Below are 16,776 nucleotides of genomic sequence, written 5' to 3' on the forward strand. Positions count from 1 at the left end.
CAGCCGTAACGCCCTTGGAACCGGTCACGGCCGCCCTGGTTGCGGGAGAGGAGACTGGTCGACATGTCGACCTCGACCTTCGCCCGCACCCGGTTCCCCTCCGCCGTCCTGGTGGCCGTCGGCCTGGCCGCCGGCTTCGGCATCGCGCAGGGCACCGGTGTCCGAGCGCTCGGGGGTGCCGTCTTCGCCGCGGCGGGCCTGGCAGCCGGGACGCTGTGGCTCCGCCGCCGCGGCCCGGGGACGGCCGTCGCGCTCGCGGCGCTGTACGTCGGCGCCTTCGTGCTGGCCCACGTCCTGGCCATCGGCGTCGGGATGCCGGCCTGGCTGGCGGTGAGTCTGGTCACCCTCACCGCCGCAGGAGTGACGTTCGGGGTGGCTGACGGCTCGGGCCCGGACGCTCGGGAGCGCTGAGCGACTACTCTGGGAAGGTCGCCGACCAGGCGGCTGTTGCACGAGATGCCGCGCGCTGACGCAGCGGCATCCCCGAATCCTCCTGAGGTGCCCTTCCGCATGCCCACCCGCGACGACCTGCGCAACGTGGCGATCATCGCCCATGTCGACCACGGCAAGACCACCCTGGTCGACGCCCTCCTCCGCCAGGCCGGCGCACTCGGCCGCGCCAAGGGGGAGGGGACGGACAACGACTCCACGCAGGACCGCGTGATGGACTCGATGGATCTCGAGCGTGAGCGCGGCATCACCATCCTCGCGAAGAACACCGCCATCCGGCTGGCCGACGACAACGGCAACCCGGTGGTCGTGAACATCGTCGACACCCCCGGCCACGCCGACTTCGGTGGTGAGGTCGAGCGCGGCCTGTCGATGGTCGACGGCGTCGTCCTGCTCGTGGACGCGTCCGAGGGTCCGCTCCCGCAGACCCGTTTCGTCCTGCGCAAGGCGCTGGGCAAGGGGATGCCCGTCATCCTCGCGGTGAACAAGACCGACCGCGGTGACGCCCGGATCGCCGAGGTTGTCGACGAGTGCTACGAGCTGTTCATGGAGCTCATGGAGGACGCCGGCATGGACGCCGACGCCCTCGAGTTCCCGATCGTCTACTGCAACGGCCGCACCGGCCAGGCGTCCCTGAACCGTCCGGAGAACGGCACCGTGCCGGACAGCGCGGACCTCGGTCCGCTGGTGAAGACGCTGCTGGAGACCGTTCCGGCGCCGACCTACGACGCCGAGGAGCCGCTGCGCGCGCAGGTCACCAACCTCGACGCCTCCCCGTTCCTCGGCCGGCTGGCCCTGCTGCGCGTGCACTCCGGTGAGATGAAGCGCGGCCAGCAGGTGGCCTGGTGCAAGATCGACGGCACCATCAAGAACGTCAAGATCACCGAGCTGCTCGTCACCGAGGGCCTCACCCGCACCCCGGCCGAGAGCGCCGGCCCGGGTGATCTGGTGGCCATCGCCGGCATCGAGGACATCATGATCGGCGACACCCTCGCCGACCCGAACGACCCGCGGCCGCTGCCGCCGCTCACCGTCGACGAGCCCTCGATCTCGATCACCATCGGCATCAACACCTCGCCGATCTCCGGCAAGTCGGGCAAGAAGCTGACCGCCCGGCTGATCAAGAACCGTCTCGACCAGGAGCTGGTCGGCAACGTGTCGGTGCGGATGCTGCCGACCGACCGCCCCGACACCTGGGAGATGCAGGGCCGCGGCGAGCTGGCGCTCGCGATCCTCGTCGAGCAGCTGCGCCGCGAGGAGTTCGAGCTCACCGTCGGGCGCCCGACCGTCGTCACCAAGATGGTCGACGGCACGCTCCACGAGCCGGTCGAACGGGTCACCATCGACACTCCGGGCGAGTACGTCGGCACGCTGACCCAGGCGCTCGCGGTCCGCCGCGCGCGGCTGGAGAACCTGGTGCACCACGACACCGGCTGGGCGCGGATGGAGTACATCGTCCCGTCCCGCGGGCTCATCGGCTTCCGCACCGAGTTCCTCACCGAGACCCGCGGCACCGGCGTCCTGAACCACAACCTCGAGGGGTACGAGCCCTGGCTGGGCGACATGCGCGCCCGGCCGACCGGCTCGCTGGTCGCCGACCGCCAGGGCGTGGCGACGACGTACTCGATGTTCTCGCTGCAGGAGCGCGGCTCGCTCATGGTCGAGCCGGGCACCGAGGTCTACGAGGGCATGATCGTCGGTGAGAACTCCCGTCCGGACGACATGGACGTGAACATCACCAAGGAGAAGAAGCTCACCAACATGCGGAAGTCCACCTCCGAGGAGCTGGAGCGCCTGATCCCGCCGCGCATCCTGAACCTCGAGCAGGCGCTGGAGTTCTGCGCCGAGGACGAGTGCGTCGAGGTGACCCCGGGCAGCGTCCGCATCCGCAAGGTGGTGCTGGACCAGACCGAGCGCGGCAAGGCCAAGAACCGCAAGCCCAAGCCCGTCTGAGCCGCTCTCCGGCCCGACCGGAGACGTCATCGCGCACGCTCTGCCTCTGAGTGCACCTGCACTCGGAGGCAGAGTGCTGTCCGACGCTGTCCCCTGCAGCGGGGGATAGGGCGTGCTCGGCAGGTCACGATTCGTGATGACCGGCCGTACGGCGGCGACCCGCCCATCCGGTGCACCAGGAGCACCGCGGGCCACGCGGCCTAGGTTCGTCTCGGAGGCATCTGTCCGGTGCCGAGCGATGAACGACGAGAGGCGGCCGAGCGCTGATGGCGACGACCACGGTTCCGGTGTCCGAGGGCTTCCGGGGTGGGATCGACGTCCGGCTGAGCCTGCGGGCCGACGCCGGGTCCGGTGGCTCGGCGTTCGACGGTGCCTGGTTCCCGCGCAGCCGTGATCTCGCCGCCGAGCTGCCCGAGCTGATCGCGGCGCTCGACCGGCGCGGTGTGCGGGTGGAGCGGTTCACCTACGCGCTCGACGCCTGGGAGCCGGCGCCCCGCAAGGTCGAGGTGCTGGGCCGTACGGTGCGGGCCGGCGGGTTCCGCAGCATGGATCCGCAGGTCGTCTGCCTCACCTGGGCCGGCGGCAACCGGCGTGCGGACCTGCTCGTCGTTCCGCCGGACACCGACGTCCTGACCGGGGCCCGTGCCCTGCGGCTGTGCACCCGCCGTGGCCTTCCGCCTTCCCCGCAGATGGTGCTCGCCGCGGCGCGCTCCACCCCGCTGCCGCAGGTGCCGGAGTACCCCCGCGCCGGGTAGCCCGGCGCGGAGGCCGCCCTCCTGTCGAAGCGAAGATCAGGGTCCCTGATCATCGAGCGTCCTCCCTCACGTTCTGCGGTGAGGGAGGACGCTGCACGGATCAGGTCACCTGATCCCGGCTCCGGGCGGGTCAGTCGCGGGGGGCGCTCGGGCGCCCCGCGCCGACGGGCTTCTCGCCGGCGTGCGCCGGGGCGTCGACGTCGGCGACCACGTTCGGTTCGGCCAGCTCGGCGACCGCGTCGGCGGACTCCGCGGCCCGGTCCTTGCGGTACTCGCGGTAGGAGTGCACGACGGCAGCGATCCACACCACGGCCAGGATGACGTAGACGACGGTGCGCGTGGTGTCGCCGGCGTCGACCCAGTCGCTGCGGAGCAGCGTGCGGACGTTGGTCAGCACGATCATGCCGCCGACGAGGGAGCCCAGCAGTCGCGGCGGGATGTGCCGCACCAGCCACGCGGCGATCGGGGCCGCGATCAGGCCACCGGCGAGCAGCCCGGCCACCCACAGCGGGTCGATGCCCTGCGAGCCGAGCGCCACCAGGAAGCCGAGACTGGCGGCCAGGGCCACGAGGAACTCCGAGGTGTCGATGGAGCCGATCACCTTGCGCGGCTCCATCCGGCCGCTGGCCAGCAGCGCCGGCGTGCCGACCGGGCCCCAGCCGCCGCCACCCGTCGCGTCGACGAACCCGGCGACCAGGCCCAGCGGCCCCAGGAAGCGCTTCCGGACGGGCTTGCCCATGTTGCGCCGGTCGATGCCCCGGAGCGTGAACCGCACCAGGATGTAGACGCCCAGCGAGACCAGGATCAGCGACATGACCGGCGCCGCGGCCTCCGTGGAGAGGGCGGACAGGAAGTGCGCGCCGGCGAATGCCCCCACCGCACCCGGCAGGCCCACCTTCGCGACGACCTTCCAGTCCACGTTGCCGAACTTCCAGTGCGACAGCCCCGAGGCCAGCGTGGTGCCGATCTCGGCGAGGTGGATGGTGGCCGAGGCGGCCGCCGGGTTGGTGCCGATCGCCAGCAGCAGCGTCGTCGAGGTGACGCCGTAGGCCATGCCCAGGCTGCCGTCGACGAGCTGGGCGCCCAGCCCGGCGAGGGCGAGCAGGATGAGGGTCTTCACGGTTTCTGACTCCGGGTCTCAGAGCGCGGGCGCGCAGCAGCGCGCACGGGGAGGACGAGCGAGACGGGGGAGCGCCGGGACGGCGCGGGGAATCAGCAGGCCGGACAGGCGGCGGTGCAGACGCGCAGCAGATCGACGTGCCGGCGGCTCACCAGGAGCAGCATCGTCGTCCGCATCACGGGCCAATGTCTACCAGATCGATGCACTTATGCGCATATCGGGGCGACCGATGGGGTGAACCCACTCTGGACGTCAGCTGTGTGTCCCACCGCGCTCGGCGGCACGTTCCTCCCTCTCGCCGAGCGAGCTGACGAGGTCGGCGCGGGCCCGCGCGACGCGGGAGCGGATCGTCCCCACGGGGCAGCCGGCGACGTCGGCGGCCTCGGCGTAGGACAGCCCGAGCAGCTGGGTGAGGACGAAGGCCTCGCGCCGGTCCGGGGCCAGGCGGCCCAGCAGGTCGGTGACGGCGGCGCCCTCGGCGACCGCGTCCCCGGCGCCGTCGGGCGCCAGCAGCTCCAGGTCGGCGGCCTCGCGGACCAGCGTCAGCCGGCGTCGGCCGCGCGACCGCAGCGCGTCGGCGCAGACCCGCCGCGCGATGGTGAGCAGCCAGGTCCCGACCGACGATCGACCCTCGAAGCGGTGCAGCGAGCCGAACGCCCGCAGGTACGTCTCCTGGGTGAGATCGTCGGCGGCGTCCCGGTCGCCGAGGGCCGCGCACAGCCGCCAGACGTCGGACTGGGTGGCCCGCACGAGGGCGGCCGCGGCCAGCGGATCGCCGTCGGCGGCGTCCGCGGCGAGGCGGGCCAGGTCGTCCATGTCCTCGGAAGTGATCGGCGTCACCGGGAGCCCCGGGAACCGGACGGCGCCCGGATGCGACTAATGAACCATGTCGTGCCTGACCTTCCGCGAGGCGCTGTCCGCCCGTCTGGACGGTGAGCCGCTCGGGATGCCCGCCTGCGAGCTCGACGAGCACCTCGCCGCGTGCCCCGGCTGCGCCGCCTGGGCGGGCGCAGCCGAACGGGTCACCCGGCGTGCTCGGCTGGCCCCGGCGCCGCCCGTGCCGGACCTGACCGCGACGGTGCTGGCCGCGCTTCCCCGGGAGCTCCCCGGGGCGCACGCGGCCGCCCGGGCCAGGCTGGTGGACACCGCCCTGCGCCTGGTGCTGCTGGCCGTCGGTGTCGCGCAGGCGGCGCTGGCCTGGCCGGTGCTCGTGTCCGGCGCCGGAGCCATGAGCGCACCGGTCCACATGGCCCGCGAGAGCGGCGCGTGGAACCTCGCGGTGGCCGCCGCCTTCCTCGCCGTCGCGGCGGCCCCGTGGCTGGCCGCGGGGGCGCTGCCCTTCCTGGGGACCTTCGTCGCCCTGCTGCTGCCGGTGACGGTGGCCGATCTGCGCGCCGGTCACGTGCACGCCGACCGCGCGGTGGCCCATCTGCTGCTCCTGGCGGGGGTGACGCTGGTCGCGACGCTGGCGTGGCGCGGGCGGCTGCGAGGGGGCGTGCGCCCCGTCGCCGACCGGCCGGTCGCTGCGTGAGGCGCGCGGCCGCCCTCCTGGTCCTGCTCGTGGCCGGCTGGCTGGCCGTGGGGGTCGGTACGGCCGGCCTGGCCGCGGCGCACGCCACCCTGGTCGCCACCGACCCGGGGGAGGGAGCACGGCTGGAGGAGGCGCCCGACGAGGTCACCCTGCGGTTCACCGAGGGGATCGCGCTGGGCGCCGGCTACGCCCGGGTGCTGGGCGCCGACCAGCAGCGGGTCGACGCCGGCACCGCAGCCGTCGACGGCGACGTCCTGACCATCCCGCTGCGCGGCGACCTGCCCGACGGCGGGTACCTCGTGACGTACCGGGTGATCTCCGCCGACTCCCACCCGGTGTCGGGCGCGTTCTCCTTCGTCGTCGGCGACGGCGAGCTGCTGGCCGCCGGAGCCGGCGACCAGGTGGGCGCGACCGACCCCTTGGTCGCGCTGCTGCTGCCGGTGGCCCGCTGGGTCGGGTACGCCGGGCTGGCTCTCGCGATCGGCGTGCCGGTCCTCGCCGCGACGTGCTGGCCGGGCGGCTGGCGGTCCGCTCGGCTGGGCCGGATGGCGGGCGGGGGCGCGGTCGCCGTCGCCGTGGCCGCCCTCGCGACCTTCCTGCTGCAGGGGTCCTACGCCGCCGGCGCGGGGCTGGGCGCGGCGGTCGATCCGGCGCTGCTGGGCGCCACCGTGAGCTCGGGCGCCGGCTGGGCGGCGCTGGCGCGGGTGGCCCTCGCGCTGGCGCTGCTGGCGGCGCTCCGTCCGGTGTGGCGGCGGGGCGGTCCGGGATCGCCGGGCCGGCTGGTGGCGCCCGGGGTGCTCGCCGGGGGCCTGGTGCTGGCCACCGCGGCCGTGGGGCACCCGGTCGCCGGGCCGTGGCCGGCGCTGGCGGTCCTGGTCGCCGCCGTCCACGTCGGGGCGATGTCGGTCTGGCTCGGTGGGCTCGCCGCGCTGCTGGCCACGGCGCTGCGGCCGGAGACGGGACCGACCGACGCCGCCGCGGTGCTGCCGCGGTTCTCCCGGCTGGCGTTCGGCTCGGTGGTCGCCCTCGTCGTGTCCGGCATCGTGCAGTCGGTACGCGAGGTCGGGTCCCCGACGGCGCTGGTCGAGACCGCCTACGGCCAGCTGCTCGCCGGGAAGGTCCTGCTCGTCGTCCTCCTGCTCGCCGCCGCCGGCGTCTCGCGCGTGTGGGTCCAGCAGCGCCTGGGCATCCGCCGCTCCCGCCCCGGCCGGACGGTTTCCGTGCACGCATTCGCCACCGCGGCCGCGCCGACGGCCGGCCCGCTCGAGCCCGGCCCCGAGGAGGTGGCCGCTGCCGCCGACCGGGACCGGCTGCAGGCCGAGTCCGCCGACGAGCACCTGCCGTCGCTGCGCCGGTCGGTGCTCGTAGAGGCCGGCCTGACCGCCGTCGTGCTGGCCGTGTCCGCCGTCCTGGTCGCCACCCCGCCGGCCCGGACCGCGCTGGCCCAGCCCGTCGACGTCGTGCTGCCGCTGCAGGGCAGCTCCGGGGCCTCGGGCAGCGTGCAGGTCTCGGTCGATCCGGCCCGACCCGGCCCGAACGCCCTGCACGTCTACCTCTTCGACGACGTCGGCCGGCTCACCCAGCCCGCGGAGATCCAGGTGACGCTCACCGAGCGGAGCCAGGAGATCGGCCCGCTCGACGTGGACCTGGAGCCCGCTGGGCCGGGCCACTACGTCGGTGACGGGATGAGGATCCCGGGCGCCGGCACCTGGACCCTCACCGTCGACGTCCGCCTCGACGAGTTCACCGCCCTGACCGCGGCCACCGACGTCCCGGTCCGCTGACCTTCCCCCGGCGGTCGCCCCAGGCCGTCGACCACCCGATCATGAGGAGTTCCGTGTCCCTGCCCCGCCCGCTCGCCCGGGTCGCCGTCCTGCTGCTGGCCTTGTGTGCGGCCCTGGTGGCCGGCGTGGCCGTCGCCTCCGTCGCCTCCGCGCACGTCACCGTCTCCTCCGACGACGCCGCGCCCGGCGGCTACGGGAAGCTCACCTTCCGCGTGCCCAACGAGAGCGACACCGCCGGCACCGTCGCGCTGCGGATCCAGATCCCGGAGGAGGCCGCGATGGGGTCGCTGCGCGCCCAGCCGGTACCGGGCTGGACGGTGACGACGACGACCACCGACCTCGCCGAGCCGATCGACGTCCACGGGCAGGAGATCAGCTCCTACGTCTCGCTCGTCGAGTACCGCGCCGACGAGGGTGCCGGTATCGCGCCGGGCCAGTTCCAGGAGTTCGCCCTCTCCGGGGGCCCCTTCCCGGACGTCGAGCAGCTGAGCTTCCCCACGGTGCAGAGTTACAGCGACGGTGACGAGTCGGCGTGGATCGAGCCGACGGTCGCCGGCCAGGCGGAGCCCGAGCGACCCGCTCCGGTGCTGTCGCTGACCGCCGCGGACGGTGCCGAGCCGGCCGCGGCGCCGACGGACCCGGCCGCCGACGCCCACGCCGACGGGCACACCGACGACCCCGGCGCTCTGGCGCTGTTCTTCTCGATCCTCGCGCTGCTGGTGGCGCTCGCCGGTGTCGTCCTCGGCGTGCGGGCCAACCGACGTACCGTGTCGTCGTGAGCTCCGCAGCCCGCCGCCGATCCCGTTCCTGCCTGCCGGCGCTGCTGTTCACCGCGACGGTGCTGGTGGCCGGCTGCGGCGGCGCGGCGGACGGCAGCACCGGGGAGCACGACCACTCCGCCGGCGCACCGGCGGTGGTCGAGGCACCGGAGGACGAGTACGCCGGGCTGGACCTGACCGAGCCCTACCGCCGGCCGTCGTTCACCCTCACCGACACCACCGGGGCCCCGTACGACTTCGAGGCGGCCACCGGCGGCGAGCCCACGCTGCTGTTCTTCGGGTACACGAACTGCCCCGACATCTGCCCCACCACGATGGCCGACGTCGCGGTGGCGCTGCGCGGGCTGGAGCCGGAGCTGGCCGAGCAGGTCCAGGTGGTCTTCGTGACGACCGATCCGGCCACCGACACCCCGGAGGTGCTGGGGGAGTACCTCGACCGGTTCGACGCCGACCTGCCCACGTCCTTCGTCGGGCTCACCGGTGACCAAGCGGCCATCGACAAGGCCCAGCTGGCAGCCGGGGTGCCCCAGGCGGAGGACAACGGTCGGCTGCACTCGACGTTGCTGCTGCTGTACGGCGCCGACGACGCGGCGCACGTGGCCTTCGACGCCGGGAACACCGCCCGCGACATCGCCGACGACCTCCGCGTGGTGGCGGGCGGGTGAGCGAGCTTGCGAGCTCACGCATGGGCACAGCAGCGGCGCGAACGCGGCCGACGAGCGCCGGCGAGGAGGTCCAGTGACCCGCGTGCTGGGCCGGCTACTCACCGTCCTGGGCGGTCTGCTGGCGCTGCTGGCGGTGGCCGGCCCGGCGTCGGCGCACGCCGGCGGTGAAGCGGCCGGGAGCGACTTCGACGGCCGGCTGGCCGCGGTGACCCCCGAGCTGACCGGGGTGACCGTGCGGGTGCTGCAGTTCGGGGACGAGCTCGAGCTGGTGAACGGCTCCGGTACCGAGGTCCTGGTACCGGGCTACTCCGGCGAGCCCTACCTGCGCATCGGGCCCGATGGCGTCTGGCGCAACGCGCACAGCCCGGCCACCTACATCAATCTCGACCGCTACGGGCGGACGACGCTGCCCGAGCACGCCGATCCGGTCGCCGATCCCCGGTGGGAGCAGGTCTCGACGGAGCCGGAGTACGTCTGGCACGACCACCGCACGCACTGGATGAGCGAGGACGTCCTGCCACCGCAGGTGGCCGCCGACCCGACGCGGGAACACGTGATCTCCGAGTGGATCGTCCCGCTCCGGCACGGGGAGGTCGAGGCCGAGATCGCGGGGGTGCTCACCTGGAGCCCGCCGCCCTCGCCGTGGCTGGTCTGGCCGCTGGTCGCGGGGCTGCTCGCGGTGGCGGTCGCCGCCGGGCTGGTGGCCCGGACACCGCGGCTGCTGGGCGCCCTGCTCGGCGTCGGTGCGCTGGGCGCACTGTGGCACGCCCTGGCGACGCCGGAGCCCTCGGTGACCACCGGCTCCCACCTCGGCGCGGTCGTCTCCGCGCTGCTCCCGGCCGGCGCCACGCTGCTGTGCGCGGTCCTTGGCGCGCGAGCGGCATGGCGCGGCAAGGGTGCGATGACCGGCCTGCTGGCCGTCGTCACCGGCTGGCTGCTGCTGGTGCAGGGGTTGCCCGACGTCGACGTCCTGTGGTCGGCCAACGTGCTCTCCGCCGGGCCGCAGTCGGTCGCCCGGGTCGCGGTGGGGCTGCTGGCGACCCTGGGCATCGGGCTCGTGATCGGCGGGATCGCCGCCGTGCGCCGGTTCCGCGAGGGCCGTGCCGTACCCGCGGGAACCGGCGCCGACCGACCGGTGCCGGTGGCCTGACGGCGGTTCCCGCGGGGTGGGATCAGGCGATCTCGGCGACGATGTTCGGTGCCTGGCCGCCGAGCAGGGTGTTGGCCCGGGCCAGGTCCCCCTCGAAGTCGACCTCGACGGCGTCGTAACCGGAGATGTCCACCGCCCGCACCCGCAGGCCGCGCTCGGCGATCGCCGTCTCGATGCCCCGCTCGAAGTAGTCCTCGTGCGAGCAGGCGTCCAGGTGCGCGACGAGGGTCGCCTTGTCGGCGGCGGACACGTAGTTGATGCCCACCGCCTCGCCGAGCCCCCCGCGCACGGCCTTCGACAGCTCCCGGATGTAGCCGTCGCCGTCGAGGGTGTACTTGACCTCCTCCTCGGCGACGGTGTTGGTGTCGACGCAGACGAAGCTCTGGTCGGCCGCGAGCTGGGGCAGCGTCTGCCCGAGCACCGCCGGGTCGAACACGACGTCTCCGTTGAGCCACAGGACGCCGCCCTCGCGGGTGCTGCGCAGCCCGCGGAGGAGGCTCTTCGAGGTGTTGGTCACGGCGAAGTCGGGGTTGTAGGCGAACAGCAGGTCGGGGGCGGCCTGCATCACCAGGTCGCTGCGGTAGCCGACCACCGCGGTGATCGACACGTCGGCACCGAGGACGGTGCGCAGCCCGTCGAGCTGACGCTGCAGGATGCTGCGCCCGTCGTTGAGCCGGGTCAGCGGCTTGGGCTCCTGCCGGCCCAGCCGGGTGCCCATCCCGGCGGCGAGGATGACGACCTGCACCGACGAGGCCGACCGACGGACCGCCGGCGTGCGGGTCAGATAGGGGAACAGACCCCGGCGGACGGGGTCGAACACGCGGTCACCGGTCCGCACGGACATCATCTCCCTCAGGGGTGGTGGTGCTGGTCTGCCCGGGCGCGGTCGCGGCCGGGAGGATCAGGTCGAGGACGCGCCGGGTGGCGGCGCCGTCCTCCAGGTGGCAGAACGTCTCGCGGAACCGGGCGTAGCGCTCGGCGTGCGCGGCGGTGACCGCGTCGATCCCGGCGATCGCGTCGATGACCTCGGCGCTGGTGGAGAGCAGGGGGCCGGGGGCGACGTCGGCGAAGTCGAAGTAGAAGCCGCGCAGCTGGTCGCGGTAGCGCTCCAGATCGTAGGTGAAGAAGACCAGCGGCTTGCCGGTGATCGCGAAGTCGAACATCGCCGACGAGTAGTCGGTGACCATCAGGTCGGCCGCGAGGTAGAGCTCGGTGACGTCCGGATGGCGCGAGACGTCCAGGGCGTGGCTCGACTCCACGGCCGTCAGCCGGTCGGACACCATGTGGTGGAGGCGGAGCAGGAGGACGTGGTCGGGGCCGAGCCGGCGGCGGAAGTCAGCCAGGTCGACGGCGAGCTGGAAGTCGCGCGCCGACCGGTCGAACACCAGGTCGTCCCGCCACGTCGGGGTGTAGAGCACGACGGTCTGGTGATCGGCGATGCCCAGCGCCGCGCGGACCTGCGCGCGCACGACGTCGCGCGCGGGGGAGCTCAGCAGGTCGTTCCGCGGCAAGCCGGTCTCGTGCACCGGCCCGCGGAAGCCGAACGCCCGGCGCAGCCGTTCCGACGAGGCCGCGTTGGGCGACAGCAGGTGGTCCCACCGCGCGACGTCCAGGTCGGGCAGCGTGAGCCAGCCTTCCGGCGCGTCGGGCACGTCGTGGTGGATGCGCTTGAGCGGGGTCCCGTGCCACGTCTGGACGTACGTGGCGCCCGGCTTCTTGCTCCACGGCATGGAGATGCAGTCGTTGGCGATCACCAGGTCGGCTGCCTCGAGTGCACCGATCGCGTCGTCGGTGCGTGCGCGGACGGTCCGGACGTCCGCGGGGAACAGGTGCCGCGTCTCCTCGGTGCACAACCAGGTGTGCTCCACGTCGCCGGTCAGACGCGTCGCGAGTGCCTCGTAGATCGCCCGGGGGCTGTCGGCGAACTGGCCGCGGAAGGTGTAGTAGGCGATCCTCACTGCGGAGTTCCTGCGACGGTGAGGTTCCCGCATCTCCACGGCGTCAACGCATCCCTCTTCTCCAGTGTCGTCGCGACGGATCGCGGATCGGGCAGGGCACGGCGTGAAGTGGCGTGGCGACCACGAGCAACGGCGTCGTGCGGATGTCCGACGTCATTTCGGTGGACCCGGGCAGGCCCCAACTGTTGTCGTCGGAGGAGTCATCATGCCCGATCGTGACCCGGAGGAAACGGAGCCCCTCCGGCCCGCAACGGCAGCCTCCACGACCCGCAGGTTCCCGCAGGAATCACATCGCTGTCAGTAGTTCCTGCCACGGGTGGGACGGAAGCGTCCTGTGGTGCGGTTCACGACGGCATGTCGCGAGCGACGCGCCGTACACCCGGTTACGAACGGGTCACGGAATGTTTCGATGTGTGCAGCCCGATCGGGCTGTACGTCGGGATCGCGAGACGGGCAGGTGCATGGAGTCAGCGTTCGGCCAGGTGCCCCCGACGGAGCTGCTCGGCGCGGTGCAGGCCCCGTCGGGTCGCGCCGCAGCCCGGCGGGCTCGCCGCCCCGCCCGGACGCAGGCGCGCCGCAGCCCGGCGATGCTCCTGGGGGCGCTGCTCCTCGGCGGGGTCCTGGCCGCCGGCATCGGCCTGCCCGGCGCCCCGGTGGCCTCGGCCGAGGCCACCTCCGTGCTCGACGCCCAGGATGCCCTGCTCACCACCGAGGAAGGCGTCGAGGTCCACCCACAGGCGTCCATCTCCGTCGCCGAGGCCCAGGCCCGCCTCCAGGAGGTGGCCGCCTCCCGCGCCGCCCGGGCCCAGCGGCAGGCCGCGGAAGCCGCCGCCGCGGCCGAGGCCGCCCGCCCGAAGGCGGTGCTGCCGGTCACCGGCGCGCGTCTCACCAGTGGCTACGGCAGCCGCTGGGGCACATTCCACTACGGCATCGACCTCGCCGCGCCCATGCGAACGCCGGAGTACGCCGCCATGGACGGAGTGGTCCTGCGGGCCGGATCGGCCAGCGGCTTCGGGCTGGTGATCCAGATCCTGCACGAGAACGGCGACGTCACCGTCTACGGCCACATGGACAAGATCCTGGTCGAGCCCGGGCAGTACGTGGAGGCGGGGGAGACCATCGCCCTGCTCGGCAACCGTGGTCAGTCGACCGGCCCGCACCTGCACTTCGAGGTGCACCAGGGCGGGCTCGACGGGAAACGGGTCGATCCGGTCCGGTGGCTGGCTGCCCGCGGCGTGGAGGTCTGACCGAGGGGCATGGCCGGGCGGCGACACCCGGCCACCCCTGTGCGGGGCCGTAGGGATGGCCCTGTACAGTCGTTCCCGGCTCGGACGCACCAGATCGGGCCGGGTTCGGGGCTGTGGCGCAGCTGGTAGCGCACCACACTGGCAGTGTGGGGGTCAGGGGTTCGAGTCCCCTCAGCTCCACCCCGATGACCAGGCCGTTCTCCATCTGGAGAGCGGCCTGAGTCGTCTCTGGTTGCAGTTGTGGTTGCAGTTTGCCCACCCTTACCCGGCAGCAGCAGGGCGCTCATCCGGTCGGCGGCCTCACGGGCCAGTGCCGGCATGACGTGGCTGTAGATGTCCATGGTCGTGCGCATCTGGCTGTGGCCGAGCAGCTCCATGACCACCCTCGGGTGCACGTTCTCGCTCAGCAGCAAGGTGGCCGCGGTGTGCCGGCCGTCGTGCAGACGGACGTGCCGGACGCCGGCGGCCTGGAGTAGCCGGGTCCAGTCGTCATGGTCGGTCTTCTTGTCGATCGGCCGGCCGTTGGGCTGGGCGAAGACCAGGTCCTCGTCGTGCCACTCGGAGCCGGCCAGCATCTGCTCGCCGAGCTGCGCGGCCTTGTGCCGGTGCAGCTCGCCGACGAGAGGCATCGGCAGGGCGAGCGTGCGTTGGCTGCGGCGGGTCTTGGGCTCCTCGTAGATCAGCCCGCCGCCGCGGACCCGGTGGATGCTCCGCCGGACCGTCAGCGTGCCCGTGAGCAGGTCGATGTCTTTCCACTGCAGCGCCAAGGCCTCGGACTGCCGCAGGCCGAGGGCGAGGGCGACGGTCCAGCGAGCGGAGTTGCGGACGTGCGTCGCGGCTTCGAGGACGGCGCGGGCCTCGCCGAGGTCGAGGGCGGTGGCGATGTCGCTGGCGCGCTGGGCGGGCGGGTCGACGAGGGCGGCGACGTTGCGGGGGACGTGTCCGCGCTGGACCGCAACCGTGAGCGCCCGGGACAGGATCCGGTGGTGGCGCAGCACGGTGGCGGGGGAGTAGCCGGCGTCGAGGAGCGCGGTGTAGAGCTGGTCGAGATGCTCGGGGCGCAGCCGGTCCATTCGGTGGCGGCCGATGCCGGGGATCAGGTGCCGGCGGACGGCGGACTCATAGCTCTCCAGCGTTCGCTGTCGCACCCGGCGTGGCGCGATGGTGGTCAGCCAGTGCTCGAGCCACCAGGCAACGGTCGGGGTCGACGTCTCGCCGACCGTCCCGGCGTCGCGCTTGCGCTCGAGGTCTCGGACCTTTGCGACCACGACGCCGCGGTTCTTGCTGCTGACGTGCCTGCGGTCGAGCTTTCCGTCGAGCGTGAAACCGACGGAGACGTAGCCGTGCCAGCGCCCGTCGGCGCCCTTGTAGATCGTCGACTCGCCGTTCGAGGCGCGTCCCGCCATTGGTCACCCCTGGGTCGTGGGCTGGAGTGTCAGTCTGGCCGAGCGATTGAGACCGGCGGAGCGGTTGTGGACTCACGCGGCATCGGGCGACGTCGGGCCGAGTTCGAAGAGTTCACGCTGGTCCGTGGTGGTCCGGGCCCGGCGCAGCGTGCGGGGGGCTTCCAGGCCGCGAACGTAGCGTTCGAGCTCGCTGCGGGAGAGGCGGCAGCTCCGGCCGATGTGGACGGGGCGCAGGTCGCCAGCCTTCATCAGCGCGTAGACCGTCGTGCGCCCGAGGCGGAGCACCGTGGCGGCCTCCTCGGGTGTGAGGAGCAGCGGGTCGCTGGAGACCGGCTCCTGAGGTCGCTGCGCGTCGCTCATATCGCCCTCCTCGTCGCGTGGCCTCGTGCGCCGGCGACGGCCGGCGCCGCACGCCTACCTGGAGAAGGCGCCATTCCCGGCCCATTGGTGACAGTGCCGGGCCAAGCTCCTGTTTTTCTCCAGTCCCTGCTGTCCGAGCTCCTGGTCACCTGGGGCCGACGGTCGTCGAGTTGCTCGGTCTCCTGACCTGCTCCGGCGCGTCTCCGGTTTTCCTCCAGTACGTCAAGCAGTTCGGGCGGTGTCATGCGGTCGCAGCGCAGGCATCGAGGGTCCCGCTCGACGAGGTCCGCACGATCCGGGGCTCGGCGTGCTAGGCGTAGATCGCGGGCGCGGGCAGACCGTGCGCATGGGACTGTTCGGTAGCCACACCCACAGGCCTGGACGTAAGCGGTACGGGGCTTGAGGAAGACAGCTAGTAGGCCGTCTCAACGCTCGCTCCTGCACCGAACAGGCTGATCGGCACCGTCGTCTCGTCGACGATGTTCCAGCCCGTCCCCGACAAGAGGCGGAAGTCGGGACTGCTCTTAACTCGGTGCTCCCATCGCCTCTCCTGCTCCTCGCTGAGGGGTCCGCTCCTGGAGACCAGGAGCACGGCGTCGAAGACCTTGCCGATGGCATCAGCAACGGCTTGGCCGTCGTCGACTGCTGCGAAGGTGAACTCGACGCGCCAGGGGTTGTCGGCGAGCATGTGCACAAGCAGGGGACGCACCTCGACCATGTAGTCGTAGTGCCAGAGCTGTCGCGCATCGACGTGGCGGCCTCGCAGGATGAAGTCGGCATGCCAGAACTGCCCGGGCCGCGCCGGCACGTCGAGATCCTCACGGCTCCACGGGCGACGACTCTTGCGCAGTAGGAGCGAGGTGTCGTACTGACCGCGGGCATGGCCAATCAGGCGTCGCGCGTCGTCGTGTTGGCCGCCAAGCCAGCCGACTGCTACTGGGTCGCTGGGGTCAATCCGGCCGGGGGTGCGCTTGTCGTTGTAGGAGGCAAGCGCCAGGAACGAGCCTCGTTCCAAGTCTCGCAGCGTCTGCTCTAAGCGACTCAGGTCGTCCGGGTGTGAGCGGCGCATGTGGCTGATTCGATGCCGGATACGGGTTAGCTCCTCCTGGTGGGCCTCCCAGGAGGGCCGTCGGATGAGCGCGTAGCCGAACTGATCCCAATGTGCCGCGATCACCTGCAGCAGCTGGCTGTAGTCGAGATAGGCCAGAGGGTTGTTGCTGTCCGCGCTCGCCATGTGGGTGAAGGCTGCGTCCTGAGTCTGGCGCCCCGTCGCCACTTTGACCGCGTCGCCCCATGAGCTGCCGTACAGCGCGCGCAACTCGACATAGATCAGCTCCCGGAGCCACGTCTCGAGCTGCCACCACCGCGCGTATAGGGCGACAGACCTAGCAGGTAGGACCCCGGCCCCAACCGTGGCCGCGCGCAGAGCGCGATCACTAGCTGAGTCGCTGGTCCAGGATGGCTCTGGGTCTTCGTCAACCACTGCCTCGTTGTACGACACTTCACCGCGCTGCGCGCCCCGGCGCTGAGACTCCCGTGCGCCAGGGAGTGCGGTGCGCTAGGGAGCCAGCCAGCTCCACGGGGTAGCGCCCGGGAGTCTGGGAGGTCTCCTCACCCC

Annotated in this window: 14 protein-coding genes, 1 tRNA gene and 1 pseudogene; 10 read left to right on the forward strand and 6 right to left on the reverse strand. The window is 72.7% G+C overall.

Features of this window, described 5'->3' with window-relative positions; genetic code table 11:
* Positions 1–63: 63 nt before the first annotated feature.
* From QOZ86_RS16740 to QOZ86_RS16750, 3 genes are all read left to right on the forward strand, one after another.
* Positions 64–411, forward strand: coding sequence for a hypothetical protein (locus QOZ86_RS16740; RefSeq protein ID WP_284493106.1), 348 nt, complete (start codon positions 64–66; stop codon positions 409–411).
* Positions 412–510: 99 nt separating this feature from the next.
* Entirely contained in the window at positions 511–2,403 is a 1,893-nt protein-coding gene (gene typA / locus QOZ86_RS16745) for a translational GTPase TypA (protein WP_284493107.1), read from the forward strand.
* 266 nt (positions 2,404–2,669) lie between these two features.
* Positions 2,670–3,158, forward strand: a complete 489-nt coding sequence (locus tag QOZ86_RS16750; protein ID WP_284493108.1) for a DUF5994 family protein — start codon at positions 2,670–2,672, stop codon at positions 3,156–3,158.
* 130 nt (positions 3,159–3,288) lie between these two features.
* Here the strand turns inward: QOZ86_RS16750 and QOZ86_RS16755 are convergent, their stop codons facing one another.
* Together QOZ86_RS16755 and QOZ86_RS16760 are read right to left on the reverse strand one after the other, a co-directional pair.
* Positions 3,289–4,278, reverse strand: a complete 990-nt coding sequence (locus QOZ86_RS16755) for a sulfite exporter TauE/SafE family protein (protein WP_284493109.1) — start codon at positions 4,276–4,278, stop codon at positions 3,289–3,291.
* Between the two features lie 252 nt (positions 4,279–4,530).
* Positions 4,531–5,118 carry a sigma-70 family RNA polymerase sigma factor gene (locus QOZ86_RS16760; protein ID WP_284493110.1) on the reverse strand — a complete coding sequence of 196 codons (588 nt, stop codon included), beginning with the start codon at positions 5,116–5,118 and terminating at the stop codon, positions 4,531–4,533.
* 46 nt (positions 5,119–5,164) lie between these two features.
* Between QOZ86_RS16760 and QOZ86_RS16765 the strand changes: the two genes are divergently transcribed.
* The 5 genes from QOZ86_RS16765 (at position 5,165) to QOZ86_RS16785 (ending at position 10,187) form a co-directional block, all read left to right on the forward strand.
* On the forward strand, positions 5,165–5,809 hold the full coding sequence (locus tag QOZ86_RS16765; RefSeq protein ID WP_284493111.1) for a zf-HC2 domain-containing protein: 645 nt from the start codon (positions 5,165–5,167) through the stop codon (positions 5,807–5,809).
* Positions 5,806–7,593, forward strand: a complete 1,788-nt coding sequence (locus QOZ86_RS16770; protein ID WP_284493112.1) for a copper resistance CopC/CopD family protein — start codon at positions 5,806–5,808, stop codon at positions 7,591–7,593. Before QOZ86_RS16765 ends, QOZ86_RS16770 begins: the two co-directional genes overlap by 4 nt.
* Before the next feature lie 53 nt (positions 7,594–7,646).
* Positions 7,647–8,372, forward strand: a complete 726-nt coding sequence (locus QOZ86_RS16775; protein ID WP_284493113.1) for a YcnI family protein — start codon at positions 7,647–7,649, stop codon at positions 8,370–8,372.
* Positions 8,369–9,037 carry an SCO family protein gene (locus tag QOZ86_RS16780; protein WP_284493114.1) on the forward strand — a complete coding sequence of 223 codons (669 nt, stop codon included), beginning with the start codon at positions 8,369–8,371 and terminating at the stop codon, positions 9,035–9,037. The genes QOZ86_RS16775 and QOZ86_RS16780 overlap by 4 nt, the downstream gene beginning before the upstream one ends.
* A gap of 73 nt (positions 9,038–9,110) precedes the next feature.
* Entirely contained in the window at positions 9,111–10,187 is a 1,077-nt protein-coding gene (locus tag QOZ86_RS16785; RefSeq protein ID WP_284493115.1) for a hypothetical protein, read from the forward strand.
* 22 nt (positions 10,188–10,209) lie between these two features.
* Here the strand turns inward: QOZ86_RS16785 and QOZ86_RS16790 are convergent, their stop codons facing one another.
* The gene (locus tag QOZ86_RS16790) at positions 10,210–11,007 is read right to left on the reverse strand and encodes a phosphocholine cytidylyltransferase family protein (RefSeq protein WP_284493116.1); all 798 of its coding nucleotides are present in this window, start codon (positions 11,005–11,007) and stop codon (positions 10,210–10,212) included.
* 4 nt (positions 11,008–11,011) lie between these two features.
* Positions 11,012–12,145 (reverse strand): CDP-glycerol glycerophosphotransferase family protein, encoded by a 1,134-nt coding sequence (locus QOZ86_RS16795; RefSeq protein WP_284493117.1) that lies wholly within the window; start codon positions 12,143–12,145, stop codon positions 11,012–11,014.
* A gap of 461 nt (positions 12,146–12,606) precedes the next feature.
* Between QOZ86_RS16795 and QOZ86_RS16800 the strand changes: the two genes are divergently transcribed.
* Both QOZ86_RS16800 and QOZ86_RS16805 read left to right on the forward strand, forming a co-directional pair.
* Positions 12,607–13,392, forward strand: coding sequence for a M23 family metallopeptidase (locus QOZ86_RS16800; RefSeq protein ID WP_284493118.1), 786 nt, complete (start codon positions 12,607–12,609; stop codon positions 13,390–13,392).
* Between the two features lie 107 nt (positions 13,393–13,499).
* A tRNA-Ala gene (locus QOZ86_RS16805) sits at positions 13,500–13,572 on the forward strand.
* Positions 13,573–13,772: 200 nt separating this feature from the next.
* On the opposite strand, the pseudogene QOZ86_RS21270 reads toward QOZ86_RS16805, so the two are convergent.
* Positions 13,773–14,798: pseudogene (locus QOZ86_RS21270) on the reverse strand (tyrosine-type recombinase/integrase); the annotation flags it as partial.
* Between the two features lie 772 nt (positions 14,799–15,570).
* Entirely contained in the window at positions 15,571–16,659 is a 1,089-nt protein-coding gene (locus QOZ86_RS16815; protein WP_348637986.1) for a Swt1 family HEPN domain-containing protein, read from the reverse strand.
* Positions 16,660–16,776: the final 117 nt, after the last annotated feature.

Origin of the sequence: Blastococcus capsensis, from assembly GCF_030165005.1 — a bacterium.
In the GTDB taxonomy this organism is placed as follows: Bacteria; Actinomycetota; Actinomycetes; order Mycobacteriales; family Geodermatophilaceae; genus Blastococcus; species Blastococcus capsensis.